21 protein-coding genes are annotated in these 22,007 nt (G+C 72.8%); 12 read left to right on the plus strand and 9 right to left on the minus strand.

Going from position 1 to position 22,007, the window contains the following annotated elements:
* The coding region (locus QL987_RS13360; protein ID WP_290158074.1) for an SDR family oxidoreductase at positions 1 to 861 on the minus strand (861 nt) is incomplete at its 3' end.
* A gap of 101 nt (positions 862 to 962) precedes the next feature.
* Here QL987_RS13360 and QL987_RS13365 point away from each other — a divergent pair.
* The 3 genes from QL987_RS13365 to QL987_RS13375 all read left to right on the plus strand — a co-directional run bounded on the left by QL987_RS13365 (position 963) and on the right by QL987_RS13375 (position 3,930).
* A complete protein-coding gene (locus QL987_RS13365) occupies positions 963 to 2,072 on the plus strand; it encodes an LLM class flavin-dependent oxidoreductase (RefSeq protein ID WP_290158075.1) in 1,110 nt (369 codons plus the stop codon).
* Between the two features lie 296 nt (positions 2,073 to 2,368).
* Positions 2,369 to 2,995, plus strand: coding sequence for a hypothetical protein (locus QL987_RS13370; protein ID WP_221850218.1), 627 nt, complete (start codon positions 2,369 to 2,371; stop codon positions 2,993 to 2,995).
* Positions 2,996 to 3,438: 443 nt separating this feature from the next.
* Complete coding sequence (locus QL987_RS13375) at positions 3,439 to 3,930, plus strand: pyridoxamine 5'-phosphate oxidase family protein (RefSeq protein ID WP_181439222.1); 492 nt, start codon at positions 3,439 to 3,441, stop codon at positions 3,928 to 3,930.
* A gap of 90 nt (positions 3,931 to 4,020) precedes the next feature.
* Here QL987_RS13375 and QL987_RS13380 read toward each other — a convergent pair whose 3' ends face one another.
* The gene (locus QL987_RS13380; protein ID WP_290158078.1) at positions 4,021 to 5,262 is read right to left on the minus strand and encodes a hypothetical protein; all 1,242 of its coding nucleotides are present in this window, start codon (positions 5,260 to 5,262) and stop codon (positions 4,021 to 4,023) included.
* A gap of 187 nt (positions 5,263 to 5,449) precedes the next feature.
* Between QL987_RS13380 and QL987_RS13385 the strand changes: the two genes are divergently transcribed.
* On the plus strand, positions 5,450 to 6,901 hold the full coding sequence (locus QL987_RS13385) for an MFS transporter (RefSeq protein ID WP_290158080.1): 1,452 nt from the start codon (positions 5,450 to 5,452) through the stop codon (positions 6,899 to 6,901).
* 151 nt (positions 6,902 to 7,052) lie between these two features.
* The gene (locus QL987_RS13390) at positions 7,053 to 7,820 is read left to right on the plus strand and encodes an endonuclease/exonuclease/phosphatase family protein (protein ID WP_111074672.1); all 768 of its coding nucleotides are present in this window, start codon (positions 7,053 to 7,055) and stop codon (positions 7,818 to 7,820) included.
* 523 nt (positions 7,821 to 8,343) lie between these two features.
* Here the strand turns inward: QL987_RS13390 and QL987_RS13395 are convergent.
* Genes QL987_RS13395 through QL987_RS13405 form a run of 3 tightly spaced genes read right to left on the minus strand, consistent with a single transcriptional unit; the run spans position 8,344 to position 11,011 of the window.
* Entirely contained in the window at positions 8,344 to 9,015 is a 672-nt protein-coding gene (locus tag QL987_RS13395) for an ABC transporter permease subunit (protein WP_111074671.1), read from the minus strand.
* A complete protein-coding gene (locus QL987_RS13400) occupies positions 9,012 to 10,049 on the minus strand; it encodes a methionine ABC transporter ATP-binding protein (protein WP_111074670.1) in 1,038 nt (345 codons plus the stop codon). The genes QL987_RS13395 and QL987_RS13400 overlap by 4 nt, the downstream gene beginning before the upstream one ends.
* Complete coding sequence (locus QL987_RS13405) at positions 10,049 to 11,011, minus strand: MetQ/NlpA family ABC transporter substrate-binding protein (RefSeq protein WP_290158081.1); 963 nt, start codon at positions 11,009 to 11,011, stop codon at positions 10,049 to 10,051. Before QL987_RS13405 ends, QL987_RS13400 begins: the two co-directional genes overlap by 1 nt.
* 210 nt (positions 11,012 to 11,221) lie before the next feature.
* Here QL987_RS13405 and QL987_RS13410 point away from each other — a divergent pair, with 210 nt between their 5' ends.
* A complete protein-coding gene (locus QL987_RS13410) occupies positions 11,222 to 11,719 on the plus strand; it encodes a 2'-5' RNA ligase family protein (protein WP_290158083.1) in 498 nt (165 codons plus the stop codon).
* On the opposite strand, the gene QL987_RS13415 is transcribed toward QL987_RS13410, so the two are convergent.
* From QL987_RS13415 to QL987_RS13425, 3 genes are all read right to left on the minus strand, one after another.
* Positions 11,712 to 12,980: a D-arabinono-1,4-lactone oxidase gene (locus tag QL987_RS13415; RefSeq protein WP_290158084.1), complete on the minus strand. Its 1,269-nt coding sequence runs from the start codon at positions 12,978 to 12,980 to the stop codon at positions 11,712 to 11,714. The two genes, QL987_RS13410 and QL987_RS13415, sit on opposite strands and share 8 nt — an antisense overlap.
* Positions 12,981 to 13,060: 80 nt before the next feature.
* Positions 13,061 to 14,560, minus strand: coding sequence for an MDR family MFS transporter (locus tag QL987_RS13420; RefSeq protein WP_111074666.1), 1,500 nt, complete (start codon positions 14,558 to 14,560; stop codon positions 13,061 to 13,063).
* 131 nt (positions 14,561 to 14,691) lie between these two features.
* On the minus strand, positions 14,692 to 14,973 hold the full coding sequence (locus tag QL987_RS13425) for an acylphosphatase (RefSeq protein WP_111074665.1): 282 nt from the start codon (positions 14,971 to 14,973) through the stop codon (positions 14,692 to 14,694).
* A gap of 134 nt (positions 14,974 to 15,107) precedes the next feature.
* Between QL987_RS13425 and QL987_RS13430 the strand changes: the two genes are divergently transcribed.
* The 6 genes from QL987_RS13430 (at position 15,108) to QL987_RS13455 (ending at position 21,251) form a co-directional block, all read left to right on the plus strand.
* Positions 15,108 to 15,788 carry an NUDIX domain-containing protein gene (locus tag QL987_RS13430; RefSeq protein WP_253463883.1) on the plus strand — a complete coding sequence of 227 codons (681 nt, stop codon included), beginning with the start codon at positions 15,108 to 15,110 and terminating at the stop codon, positions 15,786 to 15,788.
* A 30-nt stretch (positions 15,789 to 15,818) separates the two neighbouring features.
* Positions 15,819 to 17,183 (plus strand): quinolinate synthase NadA, encoded by a 1,365-nt coding sequence (nadA, locus tag QL987_RS13435; RefSeq protein ID WP_290158085.1) that lies wholly within the window; start codon positions 15,819 to 15,821, stop codon positions 17,181 to 17,183.
* Between the two features lie 2 nt (positions 17,184 to 17,185).
* Positions 17,186 to 18,826, plus strand: coding sequence for an L-aspartate oxidase (gene nadB, locus QL987_RS13440; RefSeq protein ID WP_290158087.1), 1,641 nt, complete (start codon positions 17,186 to 17,188; stop codon positions 18,824 to 18,826).
* A complete protein-coding gene (nadC, locus tag QL987_RS13445; RefSeq protein WP_290158088.1) occupies positions 18,823 to 19,755 on the plus strand; it encodes a carboxylating nicotinate-nucleotide diphosphorylase in 933 nt (310 codons plus the stop codon). Before nadB ends, nadC begins: the two co-directional genes overlap by 4 nt.
* 10 nt (positions 19,756 to 19,765) lie before the next feature.
* On the plus strand, positions 19,766 to 20,905 hold the full coding sequence (locus tag QL987_RS13450; protein ID WP_290158089.1) for a cysteine desulfurase family protein: 1,140 nt from the start codon (positions 19,766 to 19,768) through the stop codon (positions 20,903 to 20,905).
* An 82-nt stretch (positions 20,906 to 20,987) separates the two neighbouring features.
* Positions 20,988 to 21,251, plus strand: a complete 264-nt coding sequence (locus QL987_RS13455) for a hypothetical protein (protein WP_290158090.1) — start codon at positions 20,988 to 20,990, stop codon at positions 21,249 to 21,251.
* Between the two features lie 187 nt (positions 21,252 to 21,438).
* Here QL987_RS13455 and QL987_RS13460 read toward each other — a convergent pair whose 3' ends face one another.
* Positions 21,439 to 21,903 carry an MSMEG_6728 family protein gene (locus QL987_RS13460; RefSeq protein ID WP_290158091.1) on the minus strand — a complete coding sequence of 155 codons (465 nt, stop codon included), beginning with the start codon at positions 21,901 to 21,903 and terminating at the stop codon, positions 21,439 to 21,441.
* Between the last annotated feature and the right edge of the window lie 104 nt (positions 21,904 to 22,007).

Raw genomic sequence — 22,007 nt, forward strand, 5'->3', positions numbered from 1 at the left:
GAGGTCGACCCCACGCGCCGAGCGGGGGACCGAGGCGAGGGTCGTCGGCCCGGTCAGGCCGAACGCGCCGGCCGGCCCGTAGTAGGCACCCGAGGCGGCGTTCCGGCCCACGGCCGCGTAGAGCAGCGGCTCGGTGCCCTGCTCGACGTCCTGCGTGAACGGCAGCGCCCGGTCGTTCGACTGCACCGGGCGGTCGCGGCCCAGGGACCGACCCGCCGACTGCAGGTTCGTGCGGGTGTAGCCGGGGTGGGCGATGGTCGAGGACAGGTCCCACTCGCGGGTGACCGCGACCTGGTGCAGGTGCAGGCCGAGCAGCAGGTCGGCGAGCTTCGACTGGGCGTACGCCAGCCACGGCTGGTACCCGGTCTGCCACTGCAGGTCGCCGAAGTGGATCTTGCCGGGCACTGCGGCGATGCTCGACATCGTCGCGACCCGGGGGGACTCGGCACGGAGCAGGGACGGCAGCAGCAGGTTCGTCAGCGCGAACGGGCCGAGGTAGTTCGTCCCGAACTGCAGCTCGAAGCCGTCCGTGGTCTCGAAGCGCTCGCGGGGGGCCATCACGCCGGCGTTGTTGACGAGCACGTCGAGGGGGCGGTCGTCGGCGACGATCCCGTCCGCGAAGCGGTGCACGCTGGACAGGTCGGCGAGGTCGAGCTCGCGCACCTCGAGGTCGGCGTCGGGGTGCTCCTGGCGGATCTCGGCGGCTGCGGCCTCGCCCTTGGACACCGTGCGGACGGCGATGACGACGCTCGCGCCGGCCCCGGCGAGCCGGCGTGCGGTCTCCTTGCCGGTGCCGCTGTTGGACCCGGTGACGACGATGCGTCGGCCGGTCTGGTCGGGGAGGTTCGAGGGCTGCACCATGCGTCGGACCGTACACAGCGGGGCTGGGGGTGCGGGCTCGCCCGGATCGTGCTAGTTTTCATGCGTTCGCATTGATCGACTGCGAGATCCGGGAGGGTCACATGAGCAACGCCTTCGGTACCGACCGACCCTCGGACGTCCCGCCCCCCGCACCGGACCGCGTCGGCCCCGTGCAGCTCGGCCTCGACACGTTCGGCGACGTCACCGAGTCCGCCGACGGGGGCGTGCAGACCCACGCCGCCACCCTCCGTGACCTGATCGACGAAGCCGTCCTGGCCGATCAGGTCGGCATCGACTTCATCGGCGTCGGCGAGCACCACCGCGCCGACTACTCCGTCAGTGCCCCCGAGGTCGTCCTCGCCGCGATCGCCGCCCGTACGTCGCGCATCCGGTTGGGTTCCGCGGTCACCGTGCTGTCCTCCGACGACCCGGTCCGTGTCTACGAGCGCTTCGCCACGGTCGACGCGATCTCGAACGGCCGCGCCGAGGTCATCCTCGGCCGCGGGTCCTTCACCGAGTCGTTCCCGCTGTTCGGCTTCGACCTGCACGACTACGAGGTGCTGTTCGAGGAGAAGCTGCAGCTCTGGAGCGCCCTCCGCGGTGGCGACACCGTCACCTGGCAGGGCACCAAGCGCGCCTCGCTCGTCGAGCAGGACGTGTTCCCCAAGCTCGAGCACGGCCCGATCCCGACGTGGATCGGCGTCGGCGGCTCCCCGCAGTCCGTGATCCGTGCGGCGTCGTACGGCATGCCGCTGTTCCTCGCGATCATCGGTGGGCAGCCCGCGCAGTTCGCCCCGTTCGCGCGGCTCTACCGCCAGGCGCTCGACCAGCTCGAGCTCCCGCAGCAGCCGATCGCCATGCACTCCCCGGGCTTCATCGCCGAGACCGACGAGGAAGCGGCCGAACGCTACTGGCCGTACCACAAGGCCGTCACCGACCAGCTCGGCCGGGAGCGCGGCTGGCCGCCCCTCGACCCGGCCGGCTACCGCGCCGGGCTCTCCGCCGGCGGCTCGCTGTACGTCGGGTCGCCGGAGACCGTCGCCCGGAAGGTCGCGCGCAACATGCGGATCCTCGGCGTCTCGCGGTTCGACATGCGGTACGCGACCGGGCACCTGCCGCACGCGGACATGATGCGGTCGATCGAGCTCTACGGCACGCGCGTCGCGCCGCGGGTTCGCGAGCTGCTGGCCGAGCCGGTCCCGGTTCCCTGAGCCGCGCCTCCCGTCTGGACTGAGCCGCGCCTCCGGTCCGGCGCCTCCTGACTTGCGGGCCGGTCGCGGCCGGGCGGCGCGTGCGCGGTGCGTGGTGCGCGGCGCGCGGTGGACCCGCACAGCGACAACCCGCCCGAACCGTGGGATCCCATGGTTCGGGCCGGTTTCCGTTGTGCGCATGCCGACGCGGGAGGCGGCGCGGGCGGAAGGCGCCACGGCCGGAAGGCGCCACGGCCGGGAGGCTCGGGGCACGCCCGCCCGGCTGCTCCCGGGGCGACGCGGGTAGCGTCGGGCGCATGTCGCCGAGCAGCAACGAGACCACCGAACGACGGTTCCGCGGGCGGATCCTCGGCGCCGGGAGCACCTCCGGCGTCCGGTTCGTCGTCGGCATGTGGGAGTCCTCGCCGTTCGGCGCGTTCACCGACGTCTTCGTGGAGCTGCCCGACGGCTCGAGCGTCCTGCTCGCACCGGACGAGATCGTCGCCGCCTACGTCTCCGGCACCTACCGCTTCGACGCCGTGTCCGTGGTCGACATCGACGCCCGCCGCACCGCCCGCGGCCTGGAGCTCGACGCCGGTCCGCTCGTCGCCTCGGTCGACGTCGGCGGGATCTCGCCGCTCGGCCGGGTCCTGCGCATCGTCCCCAAGCGCATCGCCCGCGACCCCCGCTGGCTCACCGTGATCGACCCGGTCGCGAAGCTCGTCGCCCCGGGTGCCGGGACCGCGGGCACCGCGGGCAACGGCCGCCGCGAGTACTACGGCGTCACCGGGGCGCACGACGTCGTGGGCGTCCGAGGCAGCTGGGCGGGGGAGCCGCTCGGCGAGCTCGCGCCGCTCGACCCGCCGGTGCGGTTCGGCTTCGCCTCGCTGCCGCGGATCCCGCAGGTCGTCGACGTCGAGACCACGATCCGCGAGCGCGCCTGACGCGTCGGCGGGCGCCCGCTCGCGCCGAGCCTCGCCCTGGCGGACAGCTTGCGCCGTCCGGATGCCGCAGAGTGCCCGCCCAGCCGAGCCTCGGCGCGCGGTGCGCGACGCGCGGTGCGTGGCGCGTGGCGCCGCGGCCGCCGCTGGCGCGGCCGCCGCTGGCGCGGCCGCCGCTGGCGCGGCCGCCGGTGGCTGGCGGGCGCCCGCTCGCGCCGAGCCTCGGCTTGGCGGACAGGTTGCGCCGTCCGGGCGCCGCAGAGTGTCCGTCCAGCCGAGGCTCGGCGCGCGGCGGCCCGCGGCGCACGACCGCGTACCGGACGGGAGGCCCGGCGCCGGCACCGCGCGCGCGTCCAGTGAGCGGGGGCACACTGGTCGGAACGGTTCGCGCCCGGTGCCCGGCTGACGTGTCAGTGGGGACGGGGCGCACGACGCAAAGGAGCATCATGACCGACACCCAGACCGACCACCGTGCTGCCATCTCCGACATCGTCCACGGTGCCCGCACGGCCCTCCTGACGACGGTGAGCGAGGACGGCCAGCTGCACGCCCGGCCCCTCGCCGTGCAGGACAAGTCCTTCCACGGCAGCCTGCGGTTCCTCGTGCAGGACGGCAGCGAGAAGGTCGAGGACATCGCCCGGAACCCGCACGTCAACGTCGCGATCGAGTCCCAGGGCGGCTACCTGTCCATCGCCGGCACGGCCACCGTCAGCGAGGACCGCGCCGTCATCGACGAGCTGTGGTCGCCGTTCGCCGAGGCGTGGTTCCCCGACGGCCGCGACGACCCCTCGATCCGCCTGCTGACCGTCGAGGGCGTCTCGGTCGAGTACTGGACGCAGGACACCGGGCCGGTCGGATCGCTCGTCCAGACCCTCAAGGCCGCGCTCGGGCACCAGTCGCAGCCGGACCTCGGCAGCCACGGCACGCTCGAGGTCTAGTCGGGCGCGGACGCCCGGGCCGACCAGCCCGGGCGTCGGCGCTCCCCGTCAACAGGACGCGGGACGCCGGGTCAGCCGAGCGTCAGGTCGTCACGGCGGTCCGAGCAGCCAGAGGACCGCGACGAACACCGGCTGCAACACCAGCGCCCCGGTGACCAGGGTCCACCGCATCGCGGGCTTCGCGACGATCCCCGGCGAGCCCATCAGCGGCGCCAACGGCATGAGAAGACGCGGGGTCGACGCCATCGGCAGCGACACCGCGAACACGTAGAGCGCGTACCCGGCGGCGAACACGATCGTCGTCGTCCCGAGCTTCCGGGTCGACCGACGCGCCAACCACATCGGGTAGAGCACGAGCAGCACCACGACCATGAGCACGCCGCCGACGCCGAGCCACTTGGCGGTGGTCAGGAACCACGGCGACAGCGGGACGAAGTGCACTCGGCCGATGAAGTTCACCCACCAGGACATCTCGGTCGCCAGGTAGGCGTCGGGTCGACCGGTCGCCCAGCCCGCGATCACCGGCCACGCGGCTCCGGCGGCGGCCATCACGAGTCCGGCGGCGACGACCTTGACGCGCTCCAGGACCGGGAACTCGTCGAGGGTCCGGACACCCGACCGGCGGGCACCGACGTAGCGGACGAGGGCGATGACGCCGAGGGTCAGCGGGATCGCGAGCGCACCCGGACGCGTGAACGCGGCGACGACCCCGAGCACGGTGAGCAGCCCGTACCGCCGACGTTCCATCGCGAGCAGCGCCCCGAAGGTCAGCGCGAGGAACGCGCTCTCGGCGTACCCGACCTGCAGCAGGAACGACAGCGGACCGCACGTGAAGAAGAAGACCGCCCAGAGCGCTGCCGTGTTGCCGGCGTGCTCCTGGACGAGTCGGTGCAGCAGGAACGTCGCGATGAGCCCGGCGATGACGGCGACGGCCGGCCCGCCGATCGTGAACGGCAGACCTGTGGAGACCGTCAGCAGACGGATCGTGAAGGGGAACGCCGGCAGGAACGCCCACGCGTTCTGGGCGACGTGTCCGGTGGCGTCGAGCGGCAGCACCGAGGGGTACCCGTGCAGCGAGATCGCCTCGTAGTACTGGCCGTCCCACGACGTCAGGAACGCCGTGAACCCCTGGTCGTTGCCCCATAGTGCGTTGGCGGGCTGGACGCGCGCCATCAGCGGGTAGGCGGCCATCAGCCACATCGTGGACACGAAGCGCCCGACGGTCCAGAGGAGCAGGACAGCGGCCCACGCCGGCATGCTGACGACCGTGTCGACCACGCGGCGACGGCCCGCGGCGACCGAGCCTGTAAGGACACTGTCCAGGCGGCTCACGCGCGCGGTCCGCGGAGGTCGGGTACGACAGACTGCACGGCCCCACGGTAGTCGGCGATCCCTGGAGAAAGGGGACGTGCCACGTCGTGGCGCCCCGGGGAGGTGATCCGGGCCTCCCGGCTGTCCGGTCCACGTCGGCGACGGGACTGCGTCGGCCAGGACGTGAGCCGGGCTAGCATCCAAGGCGATGACGACGACGACGGCACGACGGACGAGCAGCACGGCGGTCGCCGTGCTCGTGGCCGGCACCTATTTCATGGAGCTCCTGGACGGCACGATCCTGGCCACTGCGGCGCCCGCGATGGGCCGGGACCTGGGCGTCGACTCCGCGGCCGTCGGTGTCGCGATCACCGCGTACCTCGTCACGCTCGCCGTGTTCATCCCGGTCAGCGGCTGGATCACCGACCGGGTCGGCTCCCGCACCGTCTTCGTCGGCGCGATCGCGCTGTTCACGATCGCGTCCGCGCTCTGCGCCGCGTCCTCCGGTCTCGTGGAGCTGACGCTGTGGCGGATCCTGCTGGGCCTCGGCGGTGCGCTGATGGTGCCGGTCGGGAGGCTCGTGGTCCTCCGCAGCGCCGGTCGCGACCAGCTCGTCACGGCCATCGCGATCCTCACCTGGCCGGCGCTCGCCGCCCCCGTCATCGCCCCGTTCCTCGGTGGCGTCCTGGTCGACACGCTGTCGTGGCACTGGATCTTCCTCGTCAACATCCCGCTCGGGGTGATCGCCCTCGTCGCGGCGCTCCTGCTCGTGCCGCAGGAGCGGGCTCCGGAGCGGGTGCCGTTCGACTGGCTCGGGTCGCTGCTGGCGTGCCTCGGGCTCGGCGCCCTCGTGGTGATGGCCTCGCTGCTCGCGCTCGACACCGTGCCGGCCGTGCCGGCCGTGCTGGCGGGCGTCGTCGGGGCGCTCTGCACCTGGCTCGCGATCCGCCACTTCCTCCGGGCCCGGCACCCGATCATGGGGCTCGGGGCGTTCCGGCTCGAGACGTTCCGGGTGTCCCACGCGGGCGGCAGCCTGTTCCGTCTGGCCGTCTCTGCGGTGCCGTTCGTGCTGCCGCTGCTGTTCCAGGACGCCTGGGGGTGGACCGCGCTCGAGGCCGGATCCGCCGTGCTCTGGGTCTTCGTCGGCAACCTCGGCATCAAGCCCGCGACGACGCCGTTCCTCCGCTGGTGGGGGTACCGCCCGGTGATCGTGGTGTCCTCGGCCGTCGCCGCGCTGTCCGTCGTGGCGATGGTGTTCCTCACGCCGTCGACCCCGTTCTGGTTGCTCGTCGTGCTCCTCGTCGTCAGCGGAGCCGCACGGTCGGTCGGGTTCACCGCGTACAACACCATCGCGTTCGCCGACGTCGAGCAGCCCGACATGACCGCGGCGAACACGCTGTCCTCGACACTGCAGCAGACCGCGGCCGGGTTCGGCGTCGCCGTCGCGGCCGTCGTGCTGCGGGCCGCCGCCGGGGTCGGCGGGCAGGGGCTCGCGGGCTCGGGTCCCTACGCCGTGGCGTTCGTCGTCATCGCGGTGCTGCTCGTCGTCGCCTGCGTCGAAGGGCTCCTGATGAGCCGGACCGCGGGGGAGACGGTCCGTCCGGCGCGACGTGCGCCGGCCGCGGCGGCACCTGCGCCGGAGGGTGCGTCGCCGCGCTGATCGGAGGCCACGGCTCGTCATCGATCGTGCACCCGCAGGTCACGTGTCCCGGATGCGCAGCGCGCTACAGTCTCAGCAACCTGCTGCCATCCCCGAGTACCGTGACCGCGGCAGGAGAGCGGGCCGTTCAGGGCCCAGGACGGAAGGCAGCATGGCGGCGCCACACGAGCAGGGATCGACCGAACCGACCACCGCAGTCGGGCAGAGGTCCTTGCGTGTCGTGAGCTACAACCTCCGCGAGCACACCGCGAACAGCGAGCTCGCCGCCCTGGCCGAGGCATCGCAGGCCGACGTGCTCTGCGTGCAGGAGTGCGACAGCACCGACCTCGCCACCTCCGTCGGCGGCCTGACCCTCGCCGCCTCGACCCAGGCGAACCGTCTCGGCCTCGCGATCTACAAGCGTGACGACCGCTTCGACGTGCAGGACTTCGGCATCCACTCGTTGCAGAAGTCTCTGCACGACCGGGTCCTGTCTCCCGCGCACGAGCGACTCATCGCCATGCACCTCTACGACAAGGAAGCCGAGGCCGAGGTCATCGTCGCCTCGTTCCACGCCTCACCCCTGACCGCCACGAACTCCCTGCGCCGCAAGCAGATCGAGGCCGCGCACGACTTCGTCCGCGACCTGTCGAGCGAGGCCCCGGCGATCATGGTCGGCGACTTCAACTACCCGTGGTTCCAGACGAACCTGCGCCGGAAGATCGAGGAGTCCGGCTTCGCCCTGTCCCTCTCGGACCAGCCGACGTACCTGCGCTACCGCAAGTTCACCGGGCACTTCGACTTCGCCACGAGCGTCGGGCTGCACATCGCCGGTGTCGAGACCCTGCCCGCGGGCATCTCCGACCACCGTCCGATCTTGGTGCGTGCGAGCTACGAGGCGCCCGCCGAGGCTGCCGGAACGGCGTCCGCGGTCGCCTGACCGCCGCCTGCCGGCCGGGAGGCGCGCGCCGGGCCCGCCCCGGGCCTCCCGTCCGGCGCGCCGCGCGCACTCCGCCGAGCGGTCACGAACCGTCGTTCTGGCGTGCCCGGAGCGACGATTCATGACCAGTCGGCGGGCTGCAGCCGGGCGCGCCTGCGTCTGCGTCTGCGGGTACGTCCGGACGGACGGGAGGCGCGTGCCGGCACTCGACTCCCCACCGGTCACGACATCCCGCAAGTGCTCCGCCGAGCGGTCACAGACCGTCGTTCCGGCGGGCCGAGAACGACGATTTGTGACCGCTCGGCGTGCCGCGGCCGGGCGCGTCGGCGTCGGCCTGCGCCCCCGGTCGGACGGGAGGCGCGTGCCGGGCCCGCCCCGGGCCTCCCGTCCGGGGCGTCACGCGCACTCCGCCGAGCGGTCACAGACCGTCGTTCTGGCGTGTCGAGAACGACGATTCGTGACCGCTCGGCGGGCAGCACCCGGGGGCGGCGGCAGGGGAGGCGGGCAGCACCCGGGCCGGGCGTCAGCGGCGGAGCGTCGCCCGCGCCAGGCGGTTGCCCACGAACTGGCCGAGCTGCACGATGACGACGATCGCGGCGACCGAGACGTAGACCACCCACCAGTCGTACCGCTGCGAGCCGTAGGTGATCGCGTACTCGCCGAGCCCGCCACCGCCGACCAGTGCACCCTGCGCCGTCATGTCGACGATGCCGATGTAGATGAACGTGTAGCCGAGGATCAGCGGCCCGAGCCCCTCGGGGATGAGCACGGTCAGCAGGATCGACACCGGGTGCGCCCCGGAGGCCCGTGCCGCCTCGACGACGCCCGGATCGATGGCGAGCAGGTTCTGTTCGACGATCCGCGACACCGCGAACGCTGCGGCGAGCGAGATCGCGAACGTCACGGCCGGGACGCCGATCGTGGTCTGCACGGCGACGCGCGACAGCGGTGCGATCGCGGCGAGGAAGATCACGAACGGGATCGGACGCACCAGGTTCACGACCAGGTTGATGACCGTGTACGCGGTGCGGTTCGACAGCAGGTTGCCCGGCCGGGTGGCGTAGAGCAGCAGCCCGAGCGCCAGGCCGATGACACCCGCGATGACGAGCGACACCAGGGACATGACGATCGTGTCCCGGGTCGCGGCCAGGAACACGTCGAACGTGTCGATCACGCTCTGGAACGAGTTGTTCATGCGCGGGCCTCCTCGACGACGGTGATGCCGGCGGCGCGCAGGGCGCCGACCGCCCGGTCGACGTCGGCGTCACGCCCACCGAGCTCGTACGTGAGCGAGCCGATGCGGCGCTCACGGATCTCGCTGACCCCGCCGAAGACGAGCTCGGCGGTGACCGCGGTGTCACGGAACGCCTGGTCGATGCGACCCTGCAGGCCGGTCTCGTCGGTGATCCGGACGGACACGATCCGGCCGGGGTGGCGCTCGTGCAGCCGGGCGACGGTCTCGGGCGAGGGGCGGTCGTGCAGGGCCGTGCGGACGAAGCGCTGTGCGGCCTCGGTGGTGGGGGCGGAGAACACGTCGTAGACGTCGCCGACCTCGACCACGCGGCCCTGCTCCATCACGGCGACGCGGTCGGCGATCCGGCGGACGGCGTCCATCTCGTGGGTGATGACGATGATCGTGACGCCGAGCTCGCGGTTGACGCGGCGGAGGAGCGCGAGGACCTCCGACGTCGTCTCCGGGTCCAGGGCACTGGTCGCCTCGTCGGCGAGCAGCAGTTCGGGGTTCGACGCGAGCGCCCGGGCGATGCCGACGCGCTGCTTCTGCCCGCCGGACAGCTGCTCGGGGTAGGCGTACGCCCGGTCGAGCAGCCCGACGAAGTCGAGCAGTTCGGCGACCCGGCGGTCCCGTTCGGCCTTCGCGACACCGGCGACCTTGAGCGGGTACGCCACGTTCCCGGCGATCGTGCGGGAGCGGAACAGGTTGAACTGCTGGAAGACCATCCCGATCCGGCGCCGGGCCTGTCGGCGGTCCCGCTCGGGGATCGCCGTCAGTTCCTGCCCGGCCACGGTGACGGTGCCCGAGGTGGGCAGCTCGAGGGCGTTGACGAGTCGCACCAGGGTGGACTTGCCGGCGCCGGAGTACCCGATCACCCCGAGGACCTCGCCCTGGTGGACGTCGAGGTCGACACCCTCGACCGCGGTGACGGTCTCTCCGGTGTCGGCGCGGCGGTAGCTCTTGGTGACACCGCGGAGTTCGACGAGGGCAGCCACTACTCGGCTGCTGCCTTCGCGTCCCGCTCGACGGTGGCGAGCTCGTCCTGCAGGGCGGACGCCTTCTCGTCCCGCGCGACGGCGTCGGGGTAGTCCTTGGTGAAGTCCTTCTGCACCGCGCTGTCCTGGAACAGCTTCGCGAGGTCCAGGTAGGTGGCGTTGTCCTTGTCCTCGTCGCGGACCGCGAAGACGTTGACGTACGGGGCGGCGGAGGAGCTGGACGGGTCGTCGGTGAAGACCTTGTCCGAGGCGGGCAGCCCGGCGGCGGTGGCGAAGTTGTTGTTCACGACGGCCGCGGCGACCGAGCCCTGCTGCAGCGCGTTCGCGGTCTGCGAGGCGTCGAGCGGCTGCACGTCGACCTTGTGCGACGTGATGTCGTCGGTGGTCGAGAACGCGCTGCCGCCGTCCCGCAGCTCGATGAGCTTCGCGGACTGCAGGACGAGCAGTGCCCGGGCCTCGTTGATGGCGTCGTTCGGGATCGCGACCTTCGCGCCCTCGGGGATCGCGGACGTGTTGTCGTACTTCGTCGCGTAGAGGGGGAGCGGGTAGACGGCGGTGGAGCCGATCGGCTGCAGGTCGTCCTTCGCGGTGACGTTGTAGTTCGCCAGGTACTGGATGTGCTGGAACTGGTTGATGTCGACCTGCCCGTCCTTGAGCGCGGGGTTCGGCAGCGAGTAGTCGGCGAAGTTGGTCAGCTTGACGGTGACGTTCAGGCGCTGTTTCGCGAGTGCCGTGTAGGTCTTCCAGTACGGCAGCGCCTTGTCCGCGACACCGATCGTCACGGTCTGGGCCTTGCGGTCCGAACCGCTGCCGGCGGCTCCGGGCTGGTCGGAGCCGCCACCGCGGACGGCGACGACCACGACGGCGACGATGATCGCGACGACGACGACGGCCGCGGCGATGATCCACCCGAGCGGGCGCTTGCGCTGCGGACGGTCGGGCAGGACGGGGGACGCGGACATGGCTGCTCCTCGTGAAGGGGTCGCCCTGCTGGCAGGGACGGTGCTGTGGGGGTCCCGACGCTGGGGTCACCCGGCGGGGACAGCCACGAGTGTGCCCGGCAGCCACGGACCGGGTCGATTCACGTTCCGTCGTGTTACGACCGGCGTCGCTGCATGACAGGCCGGCGTCGCTGTGTGACGCCGGCGCTCGCCGTCGGGCAGGCTCGACGGGTGCGCAGCATCGAACTCGTCCTCGACCCGGATGCCGAACGGGCGGTCCGTGGCGCCTGGGAGGCCCTGGTCATCGCCGACCTGCCGAGCATGGGCCGACACACGTCCGAGACCAACGCCCCGCACGTGACGCTGGCGGCGGGCGAGACGCTGCCCGTGCCGTCCGGCTTCGACGCGCCGCTGCCGAGGGTGATCCGCCCCGCGGGCCTGCTGCTGTTCCCGGCCGGTCCGAGTCGCCACGTCCTGGGGGTCTCCGTCGTGGTCGACCCCGCGCTCGCCGCGTTCCACGAGGCCGTGCACCGCGCTGCGCCCGGCGGCGTCGACACCTCGCTGCCAGGACGGTGGGCGCCGCACCTCACGCTCGCACGTCGGCCGCGGGACGTCGACCTGCCGCGGATGCTCGAGGTGCTGGCGTCGGTGCCGCTGCCGGAGACCCTCGGCGTCGCCGGCGTCCGGCACTGGGACGGCGAGACGAAGACCGTCACAACGGTCAGCTGAGCCCCGAACCAGCAGGCAGCCCGAGCACCCGCTCGCCGAACGCCGAACGGAACTTGCCGGCCGGGTCACGACGCCCGACCAGTTCGCGGAACGCGCCCAGCCGCGGGTACAGCGCGGCGACGGCGGAGCCGTCGAGGGAACTCATCTTCCCCCAGTGCGGACGCCCGCCGAACGGGGCGAGTCGCGCCTCCAGGTCGGGCAACAGGGCCGCGACCTGCTCCGGGTGCTTCTTCCAGGTGAACGCGATGCAGAGCACGTCCTCGCCCTGCGTGGGGCTCAGCCACAGGTCGTCACCCGCCATCGTCCGCAGCTCGCACACGTGCAGGTGCGGCTGGATCCGGTCCGCCAGCCCGCGCAGCGCGTCGAGCGCCGCGGCCGCGTGTCGGAGCGGCACGAAGTGCTCGCTCTGCACCTCGGACCCGACCGAGGGCACCGACTCGATCGGGAAGTGCGGCAGCCGGTCCCACCACGGCCCGACCGAGCCGTCCCGCGCGGTGTGGTGGCCGTCACCGGGCGAGCCGGGCAGGCGGGGCGCGCCCAGGAGGCCCGTGGGGACCTCGACGTCGTCGGCTCCGTCCGGCACGCGGGACTTCACGAGCACCTCGGAGACGGTGTCACCGAACAGCGTGTAGGCGCAGACGGAGTACCCGGTGGCGAAGACCTCGGCGGCGGAGGCGGTGAAGGTGTCCCAGGGGATCGGCCCGTAGAGGTCCTGCCGCATCCGGTACGTGGGCTGCACGTCGACGGTCACGCGGGTGACGATGCCGAGCAGCCCGAGGTGGATCGCAGCGCCGCCGAGGTCCGGGTCACCGCGTCGGATCGTGCTGGTGGTGCCGTCCGGGCCGATCAGCTCGAGCGCGGCGACGGCGGTGCTCAGCGAACCGAGGGCGGTGCCGGAGCCGTGCGTGCCGGTGGCGATCGCGCCGCCGAGCGAGATGTGGGGGAGCGACCCCTCGTTGTGCAGGGCGACCCCGGCCGCGTCGAGTTCCGGTGCGACGAGCCCGTACCGGGTGCCGGCACCCATCGTGGCGGTGCGGCGGTCCGCGGCGACCACGAGGTCGGTCGGCACGGCGGTCAGGTCGAGCAGCACGCCCGGGGTGTCGGCGACGTCGTTGAACGAGTGCCGGGTGCCGAGCCCGTGGACGCGGGGACTGCGGGCGACGAGGTCGGCGACGCCGTCGAGCGAGGTCGGCCGCACCACCCGTTCGGCCGTGTAGGTGACCGTGCCGGACCAGTTCAGCTCGCTCGTCGTCGACCGCATGTGCCCACGATGCCACGCGGCCGGGAACGACGACGCGCCTCCCTCCGGAAGAGGGGGGCGCGTGGTCGGAGCGGGAGCGGTCAGTGCATGGCGGGTGCGGGTGCACCCTCCGGGGTGGCCGGCTTCCGGACCATCGCCGAGGCGATGATGCCGAGCATGGAGATCACCGCGCCGACGAGGAACGCGGAGTGCACGCCGGACGCGGTCGCCCGGGCGGTGGCCTCGGCGGCGGTCGCGGCACCGGCGACGTCGCCGTTCGTCGCCGCGGCGGTGGCGCCGAGTGTCAGCAGCGTGACGAAGAGTGCCGTGCCGGCCGCACCGGCGAGCTGCTGGGCGGTGCCGAGGACGGCGCTGCCGTGCGAGTACAGGCGCGGCGGCAGGCCACCGAGGGCTGCGGTGAACAGCGGCGTGAAGGTCAGCGCCAAGCCGAGGCTCAGCACGATGTGGGCGACGAGGACGAACGTGACGCTGGTGTCCGCGGTGACCGTCGAGAGCGCCCAGAGCACGGCGCTGATGATGATCGATCCGGGGATGAGCAGCATGCGCGGGCCGTAGCGGTCGTAGAGACGGCCGACGATCGGGGACAGCAGCCCCATCAGCAGGCCGCCGGGGAGCAGCAGCAGGCCGACCTGCAGGACCTCGAGGCCGAGCACCCGCTCGAGGTAGATCGGCAGCAGGATCAGCGTGCCGAACATCGCCATGAAGCTGATCGCCATCGCGACGATCGGGATGGTGAAGCCCTTGGTGCTGAAGGTGCGGAGGTCGAGCAGCGCGGCGTCACGGCGCTGCAGCCGGGTCTGGCGGACGATGAACACCGCGAGGGCGACGAAGCCCACGACGAGTGCACCGATCGGTACGCCGTACCCGGTGTCCGCGGCCTCGCCGATGCTCGACAGGCCGTAGACGATGCCGCCGAACGCGAAGGCGGACAGGACGACGGAGAACACGTCGATCGCGGACTTGCGCGGGGTCGAGACGTTGCGGACCTTCACCATGCCGAGCACGAGGGCGGCGAGCGCGATCGGCAGGACGAAGCCGAACAGCCAGCGCCACGAGAACGCGTTGAGGATGAGGCCGGAGATCGTCGGGCCGATCGCGGGGGCGACCGAGATGACGATCGAGATGTTGCCCATCACGCGGCCGCGGTGGGCCGGCTCGATGAGGGTCAGGACGGTGGTCATGAGCAGCGGCATCATGATCGCAGTGCCGCTGGCCTGCACGATGCGCCCGATGAGCAGCATCGTGAAGCCCGGTGCGAGCAGTGCGATGAGCGTGCCGGCGGAGAACAGGCTCATCGCCCAGACGAACACCGGTCGGGTGTTGAAGCGCTGCAGCAGGTAGCCGGTGATCGGGATCACGACGGCCATGGTGAGCAGGAAGCCGGTGGTCAGCCACTGCCCGGTCGCGGCGCTGATGCCGAGGTCGTCCATGAGTCGCGGCAGCGCCACGCCCATGATCGTCTCGTTGAGGATGACGACGAACGCCGAGACGAGCAGCAGTCCGATCACGAGGCGGTTGCCCGCGGGGGAGGACTCTTCGACGGACCCGGTGCGGGGTGCGGAGTCGACGGCCTGGGTCAAGGGGGCTCCTGGTGTCTTCGTGGTGTGACGGTGGACCCACGACGGGTGGGTACCGATGCTGCAAGAGCTGACAGGACCACAGCATTCCCGACTGCCGCAGAACGCGGGGCGAACTCCGCGTGTCGCCCGCGTCAGTGCAGGATGCGGAAGCCGTCGTCCTCGCCGAGCGGGGCGACCTCCCGCACGGCCACGTCGGTGACGGTCGCCGACGGCGGGCCGGAGCGGAGCATCACGACGAGGGCGTCGACCGCGGGGCCGGGGCCTTCCGCCTCGACCTCGACGGTGCCGTCGAACAGGTTCCGTGCGTACCCGACGAGCTCGAGCCCGTCGGCCTTCCGTGCCGTCCAGTACCGGAACCCGACGCCCTGCACGGCTCCGGTCACGACGGCGTGCTTCCTCGTGGTGCTGCCCATGCGGCCGATGCTACGAGCGGCGTGTTACCCCGGCGTCACGGCTGCGTTCCGGTCCGGTGACCATCGTGATACGGTCATCAGTACCCGAACAGTTCGGGTCGCAATGACCATAACAAACGACAAGGGGTGCAGCGATGGACGACACCGGTATCCGCCTGGCGGTCTCGACCGTGATCGTCGCGCTCCGTCCGCACCCCGACACCGGTGTGCCCGCACTCTGGATGCCGCTGGTCCGACGCGTGACCGAGCCGTTCGAGGGCTCCTGGGCGTTGCCCGGTGGCTGGGTCGGGGCGGACGAGGGGCTCGACGACTCGGCCGCCGCGCGCCTCCGCGAGACGACCAAGGTGCAGCCGCGCTACCTGGAACAGCTCTACGCGTTCGGCGCCGTCGACCGCTCGCCGACGCGGGTCGTGTCCGTCGTCTACTGGGCCCTCGTGCACCCGGACGAGGCGAACGTCGTGCCGGACGACTGGAACGTGCGGTGGTTCCTCGCCGACGAACACCCGCCGCTGGCCTTCGACCACGACCGCATCGTCGAGTACGCACTGTGGCGGCTCCGCAACAAGATGTCGTACTCCCGCATCGCGCAGGCGTTCCTCGGTGACCGGTTCACACTCGCCGAGCTCCGCGGCGTGTACGAGGCGGTGCTCGGGCAGACGCTCGACCCCGCCAACTTCCGTCGGCAGGTCGCCCAGAGCGACGCGGTCCTGCCGACCGACGAGACCACGAGCGGCGGGCGGCACCGACCGGCTCGGCTGTACCGCTCGAACCCCGACCTGTCGTACGCGGACAACGGCCCGCTGACGACGCCCTGACCCATCCCCTGAGCTGAGACGGGAACCGCCGTGTCCATCGCGACCACCATCGAACTGATCTCCAACGGCCGGGCGGCCGGCGCCACCTGCACGCCCGACCTCGCCGCGCCGACCTGGGACTTCGACAGCGTCCCCGGCTACGGCCCCGGTTCGTCGATGTCCGACGTCATCCCGACCTCCGCCCCGCGGCAGGGCGTGATCCCGGACGAGTACAAGAACGCCCCCGACGACGAACTGCACGAGCGCATCGAGCGGGCGAAGGCGACCCTGGGGGACCGCGTGGTCGTCCTCGGGCACTTCTACCAGCGGGACGAGGTCGTCCGGCACGCGGACTTCCTGGGCGACTCCTTCCAGCTCGCCAACGCGGCGCTGACCAAGCCCGACGCCGAAGCGATCGTGTTCTGCGGCGTCCACTTCATGGCGGAGACGGCCGACATCCTGGCGCGGGACGACCAGCGCGTGATCCTGCCGAACCTGGCCGCGGGCTGCTCGATGGCGGACATGGCCGACATCGACAGCGTCGAGGCGGCCTGGGCCGATCTCACCGCGCTCTACGGCACCGAGCCCGACGCCGACGGCCGCGTGCCGGTCATCCCCGTCACCTACATGAACTCCGCCGCCGACCTCAAGGCGTTCTGCGGGCGGAACGGCGGCATCGTCTGCACGTCCTCGAACGCGGCGACGGTGCTCGAGTGGGCGTTCGAGCGCGGGCAGCGCGTGCTCTTCTTCCCCGACCAACACCTGGGCCGGAACACCGCGAAGGCGATGGGCATCAGCACCGACCGGATGCCGCTGTGGAACCCGCGGCTGGCCGGCGGCGGCAACACGGCCGACGAACTGCTCGAGGCGCAGGTCGTCCTGTGGCACGGCTTCTGCTCGGTGCACCGCCGCTTCACGGTCGACCAGATCGAGCAGGCCCGCCGTGAGCACCCCGACGTCACGGTGATCGTGCACCCGGAGTGCCCGATGGACGTCGTCGACGCCGCCGACGTCGCGGGCAGCACGGACCTGATCCGGAAGACCGTCGCCGCCGCCACCGAGCCGACGACCTTCGCGATCGGCACCGAGATCAACATGGTGAACCGCCTGGCCGCTGAGTACCCGCAGCACACGATCTCCTGCCTGGACCCCGTCGTCTGCCCGTGCTCGACGATGTACCGGATCCACCCCGGCTACCTGGCGTGGGTGCTCGAGGCGCTCGTCCGCGGCGAGGTCCTCAACGAGATCGTGGTGCCCGCCGCGGTGCAGGTCGACGCGAAGGTCGCCCTCGAGCGGATGCTCGCCGCCAAGCCCCGCCCGCTGGCAGGTCAACGCGACCCGGGCCCCGCCGCGACCGCCCCGGCCGCCACCGGCCCGGCCGCCGCCGACGCGCCCGCGACCACCACCCGGGCCTGACGGTGCACGTCGTCGTCGTCGGGTCGGGCATCGCCGGCCTCACCGCCGCCATCCGCGCCAGCGCGCGCCACGACGTGACCCTCGTCACGAAGAGCGCGCTCGCCGACGGCGCCACCGCATGGGCTCAGGGCGGCATCGCGGTGGCGCTCGGCGCGGACGACTCCGCCGCCCTGCACGAGCACGACACCCACCTCGCCGCGGCGGGCAGTGCCGACGCCCGCGCCGTCGACGTCCTCTGCACCGACGGCCCAGCCCGGGTCCGCGACCTGCTCGCACTCGGCGTGCCGTTCGACCGCAGCACCGACCCGGCGACCCTCGACCGCTACGGCGATGACCTGGCGCGCGGACGTGAGGCCGCGCACGCCCGCTGGCGCGTCCTGCACGCGGACGGCGACGCGACCGGTGCCGCCGTCGAACGGACCCTCGTGGCCGCCCTGCACCGCCGACACGTGACGATCCTCGAACGCACCTGCCTCACCGACCTCGTGGTCCGCGACGGCCAGGTCGTCGGGATCGACGTCCTCGACCTGCTCGGCGAACCCCGGCGGATCGGCGCGGACGCCGTGCTGATCGCCTCCGGCGGCGCCGGGCACCTGTACCGCGAGACGACGAACCCGCTGGTCGCGACCGGTGACGGCACCGCCGCCGCCTGGCGTGCCGGGGCCGTGCTCGCCGACCTGGAGTTCGTCCAGTTCCACCCGACCCGACTCGCGGTGCCGGACGGCGGCCTGGTCTCCGAGGCCGTCCGCGGCGAGGGAGCCGTCCTCCGCGACGCTGCCGGACACCGCTTCATGACCGACGTCCACCCCGACGCCGAGCTCGCCCCGCGGGACGTCGTCGCCCGGGGGATCGCCGCGGCCGTCCGGGCGCAGGACGGCCGACCGGTGCTCCTCGACGCGACCGGACTCGACCCCGACTTCCTCGTCGGCCGGTTCCCCGGCCTCACCCGCGCCACCCGGTCGGCCGGCTTCGACTGGACCCGCGAGGGCGTCCCGGTCACCCCGGCCGCGCACTACGCGATGGGCGGGATCGCGACGGACACGGAGGGCCGGACGAGCCTCCCGGGTCTCCTGGCGGTCGGCGAGGCCGCCTGCACCGGCGTCCACGGCGCCAACCGACTGGCGTCGAACTCGCTGCTCGAGGGGCTCGTCTTCGCGGTCCGCGCGGCCGACGCGCTCGGCAGCCCGCGACCGGGCCGGCTCCGCCTGCGCGGCGACACGGCGCTCGTCCCGACGGTCGTCGAACCCGCCGGCGACCGGACGGGAGGCGCGACCCACCCCGGTCCGTCCACCTCCGTCCGGCAGGCGCTGCAGTCCGTCATGACCGACCACGTCGGCCTGCTCCGCGACGCGGCCGGGCTCGCCGGGGCCCGCGCTGCCCTGGCCGGACTGTCCGCGCCGGCACCGACCACCGTGCGGGACGCCGAGGACCGCGCCCTGCTCGACCTCGCCCGGCTCACCGCCCGCGCTGCCGAGGCCCGCACGGAGTCCCGCGGTGCCCACGCCCGGACCGACCACCCGGACACCGACCCGGCCGCACCCGTGACGCTCGCCTGGGTCACCGCGACACCCGCACCGTCCGCCGCGGCACCGTCCGCCGCCGCACCCCGCCGCACGTCCGCCCGACAGGGAGCACTCGCATGACCAGCACGACGACCACCAGCACGACGACCACCAGGACCACTGCTGCACCGGCCGCGGCGGTCCCCGACCCGGGCACGATCCCGCCGCACGCGCTCCGCCGGGTGATCGACACCGCGCTCGAGGAGGACGCCCCCTGGGGCGATGTCACGAGCGAGACCCTGATCCCCGCCTCGGCCACCGCGACCGCGATCCTGGCGGCCCGCGAACCCGGCGTGCTCGCCGGTGGTGAGGTCTTCGTCGCGGTGATGCACGCCGTCGACCCGGGCCTCGTCGTCGCCCTCGCCCGCCGCGACGGTGCGACCTTCGCCGCCGGGGACGTCATCGCGAGCGTCAGCGGATCGGCGCGCTCGGTGCTCCGGGCCGAGCGGGTCGCGCTCAACCTGGTGCAGCGGATGTCCGGCATCGCCACCCTGACCGCGCGGTACGTCGACGCGACGGTCGGGACCGGCGCCCGGATCGTCGACACCCGGAAGACCACGCCCGGCCTCCGCGCACTCGAGCGGCACGCGGTCCGCTGCGGCGGCGGTCACAACCACCGGACGTCGCTGTCCGACGCGGTGCTGGCGAAGGACAACCACCTGGCGGTGCTGCTCGCCGAGGGGGTCGGCATCGGCGACGCGATCCGCGCTGCCCGGGCCCGGCTCGGTCACACCGTGCACCTCGAGGTGGAGGTCGACCGGATCGACCAGATCGAAGCCGTCGTCAGCGCCGGCGTCGACACGATCATGCTCGACAACTTCACCGTGCCGATGCTCCAGGACGGCGTCGCCCTCGTGGCCGGCCGGGCGCTCGTCGAGGCCTCGGGCGGGGTGTCCCTCGACACGGTCGCCGCGATCGCCGCCACCGGGGTGGACATCGTCTCGGTCGGTGCCCTGACCCACTCGGCACGGGCGCTCGACCTCGGGCTCGACGTCGACGTCACCGCCTGAGGCACGCGGCGTGTTCTACCTCGACCGTGCCGCCACCACGCCGGTCCGCCGCGAGGTCCTCGAGGCGATGTGGCCCTACCTGACCGGCACCTTCGGCAACCCGTCGTCGACCCACGGCATCGGGGACGCTGCCGCCCGGGGCCTCGCCGCCGCCAGGACCGTCGTCGCCGGGGCGCTCGGCTGCCGCCCGGGCGAGGTCGTCTTCACGAGCGGGGGGACCGAGGGGGCGAACACCGCGGTGAAGGGCATCGCCCTCGCCACACCCCGCGGCCGCCACGTCGTCACGAGCGCGATCGAACACGAGGCGGTCCTCGAGAGCTGCCGGTACCTCGAACGGTTCCACGGCTTCGAGGTGACGGTGCTCCCGGTCGAGTCGGACGGAACCGTCGCGCCGGACACCCTGCGCGCCGCACTCCGACCGGACTCCACCCTCGTCTCGATCGCGCACGCCGACAACGAGATCGGCACGGTGCAGGACATCGCCGGGCTCGTCGCGATCGCCCACGAGGTCGGGGCCCGCTTCCACACCGACGCCGTGCAGTCCGCCCCCTGGCTGCCCGTCGGCCTCGACGTCCTGGGAGTCGACGCGGTCTCGATCTCCGGGCACAAGCTCGGCGCCACGAAGGGGACCGGCGCGCTCGCCGTCCGCGCCGGGGCCCAGCTCGAACCGCTCGTGCACGGCGGGGGACAGGAGCGCGGCCGTCGCTCGGGCACCGAGGACGTCGCCGGCGCGGTCGGACTCGCCGCCGCCTGGGGGAGTGTCCTCGCCGAGCGGGAGGCCGCCGCAGCCCACGCTGCGACGGTGCGGGACCTCGTCGTCGCCGGGGTGCTCGACCGGGTGCCGGGCGCACGACTCACCGGGTCGGCCGAGCACCGCCTGCCGGGGCACGCCTCCTTCTGCTTCCCGGGCGTGCACGGCGAGACGGTGCTGCTCGAGCTGGAACGACGCGACGTCGTGTCCTCCTCCGGCAGCGCCTGCGCCGCGGGCAGCACCGAGGCCTCGCACGTGCTGACCGCGCTGGGCCTCCCGGACGACCTGGCCCGGTCCGCAGTCCGGCTGACGTTCGACGCGACGCTCACGACCGCGGACGCGACGGCCGTCGTGGAGGCCGTGGTCGCCGCCGTCTCGGCCGTCCGGTCGCTCGCCTGACGAGGTGTACTAGACGTTCTACTCCAGGTCTGGGGACGTGTCCCCTCTATTGCGGACAAGCACTCTCGACCAGAGTGGAGGCATGGCGAACGTGACGACCACCCCGGTGACGCAGGACGACCGCTTCCGTGCGGTCCAGCTCCTGCCCGCACCGGCGACGGTCCTGGCGCTCGCCGTCGGTTCCGCGCACGGCCTCGACGCCGGTCCGCTCGCGGTGGTCGCCGTCGTCGGCGTCCTCGCGACCCTCGCCAGCGCACTCCTGCCCGCACGGCTCGCGCGCGCCGGCCACGCGATGGCGGCGCCGACCGAGTCCGACCGGTACCGGGGAGACCGCGACCGGAACTGACCTCTCGACCTGCACCGTCCCTCCCGGCGGTGCGCTGGACCGGACGCATCCCCTGATGCGCGTCCGGCCGGGACACCGGCCCCTGCCGGGTCGTCCCGGAACGACCGGGCCCGCCGCGGCCTCCGGGACCATCGACCCCTGAACGATGTGTCCCGTTCCCCCCGGGGTGCGGCGGACCCGGTCCCACTCAGGCGGTCGTGCGGTGCTCCACCGTGCCGGGCCACAGGTAGTCGAGGTCGTCCGGCACGTCGGGGAAGAGCGGTCGGTAGTGCTCCGGGGCCTTCTGCACGAGCTTCGAGCGGTGCGACAGGTGCACGCGCTCGTCGGTGTTCCACGAGGGCACCTCGAAGTCACCTCGCTCGTACGCCGCCAGGTCCTCCGGCACGAGTGCCAGGTCCGCCAGGGTCTTCTCGAGACAGGTGTCGGCGTGCCCGCGCTCGAGCCACACCCGGCAGGTGGCGTCCTGGTACGCCATCAGGGCCGGCCGGAACCCCCGCCACATCGCGGTGACCGGATGGTGCTGCCAGCCGTAGTCGGGCAGGGTCAGCGCGCGCATCACCTGCAGGGTCTCGACCCGCTGCTTGCCGAGGCGCTTGTCGTCGAGCACCTCGGCAGAGGCGCGGAAGTCCGCGAACGGCAGGAAGGTCTGCATCTGCCGGACGGTACGCCCGCGCGCCCGGGAGTCCGCGCGGTGCCGGGTGACACATGTCGTCACATCGGCGACCGGCGCGTGCGGGGCGTGTGAGCATCGACCGC

The organism is Curtobacterium sp. APC 4022 (assembly GCF_030407555.1).
Classification (GTDB): Bacteria; Actinomycetota; Actinomycetes; order Actinomycetales; family Microbacteriaceae; genus Curtobacterium.

Excerpts from the sequence above, each read along its gene's own strand:
- QL987_RS13365 (WP_290158075.1), top strand. The coding sequence starts at position 963 with ATGAGCAACGCCTTCGGTACCGACCGACCCTCGGACGTCCCGCCCCCC.
- QL987_RS13370 (WP_221850218.1), top strand. The coding sequence starts at position 2,369 with ATGTCGCCGAGCAGCAACGAGACCACCGAACGACGGTTCCGCGGGCGG.
- QL987_RS13375 (WP_181439222.1), top strand. The coding sequence starts at position 3,439 with ATGACCGACACCCAGACCGACCACCGTGCTGCCATCTCCGACATCGTC.
- QL987_RS13385 (WP_290158080.1), top strand. The coding sequence starts at position 5,450 with ATGACGACGACGACGGCACGACGGACGAGCAGCACGGCGGTCGCCGTG.
- QL987_RS13390 (WP_111074672.1), top strand. The coding sequence starts at position 7,053 with ATGGCGGCGCCACACGAGCAGGGATCGACCGAACCGACCACCGCAGTC.
- QL987_RS13395 (WP_111074671.1), bottom strand. The coding sequence starts at position 9,015 with ATGAACAACTCGTTCCAGAGCGTGATCGACACGTTCGACGTGTTCCTG.
- QL987_RS13405 (WP_290158081.1), bottom strand. The coding sequence starts at position 11,011 with ATGTCCGCGTCCCCCGTCCTGCCCGACCGTCCGCAGCGCAAGCGCCCG.
- QL987_RS13415 (WP_290158084.1), bottom strand. The coding sequence starts at position 12,980 with ATGCGGTCGACGACGAGCGAGCTGAACTGGTCCGGCACGGTCACCTAC.
- QL987_RS13425 (WP_111074665.1), bottom strand. The coding sequence starts at position 14,973 with ATGGGCAGCACCACGAGGAAGCACGCCGTCGTGACCGGAGCCGTGCAG.
- QL987_RS13430 (WP_253463883.1), top strand. The coding sequence starts at position 15,108 with ATGGACGACACCGGTATCCGCCTGGCGGTCTCGACCGTGATCGTCGCG.
- nadC (WP_290158088.1), top strand. The coding sequence starts at position 18,823 with ATGACCAGCACGACGACCACCAGCACGACGACCACCAGGACCACTGCT.
- QL987_RS13455 (WP_290158090.1), top strand. The coding sequence starts at position 20,988 with ATGGCGAACGTGACGACCACCCCGGTGACGCAGGACGACCGCTTCCGT.
- QL987_RS13460 (WP_290158091.1), bottom strand. The coding sequence starts at position 21,903 with ATGCAGACCTTCCTGCCGTTCGCGGACTTCCGCGCCTCTGCCGAGGTG.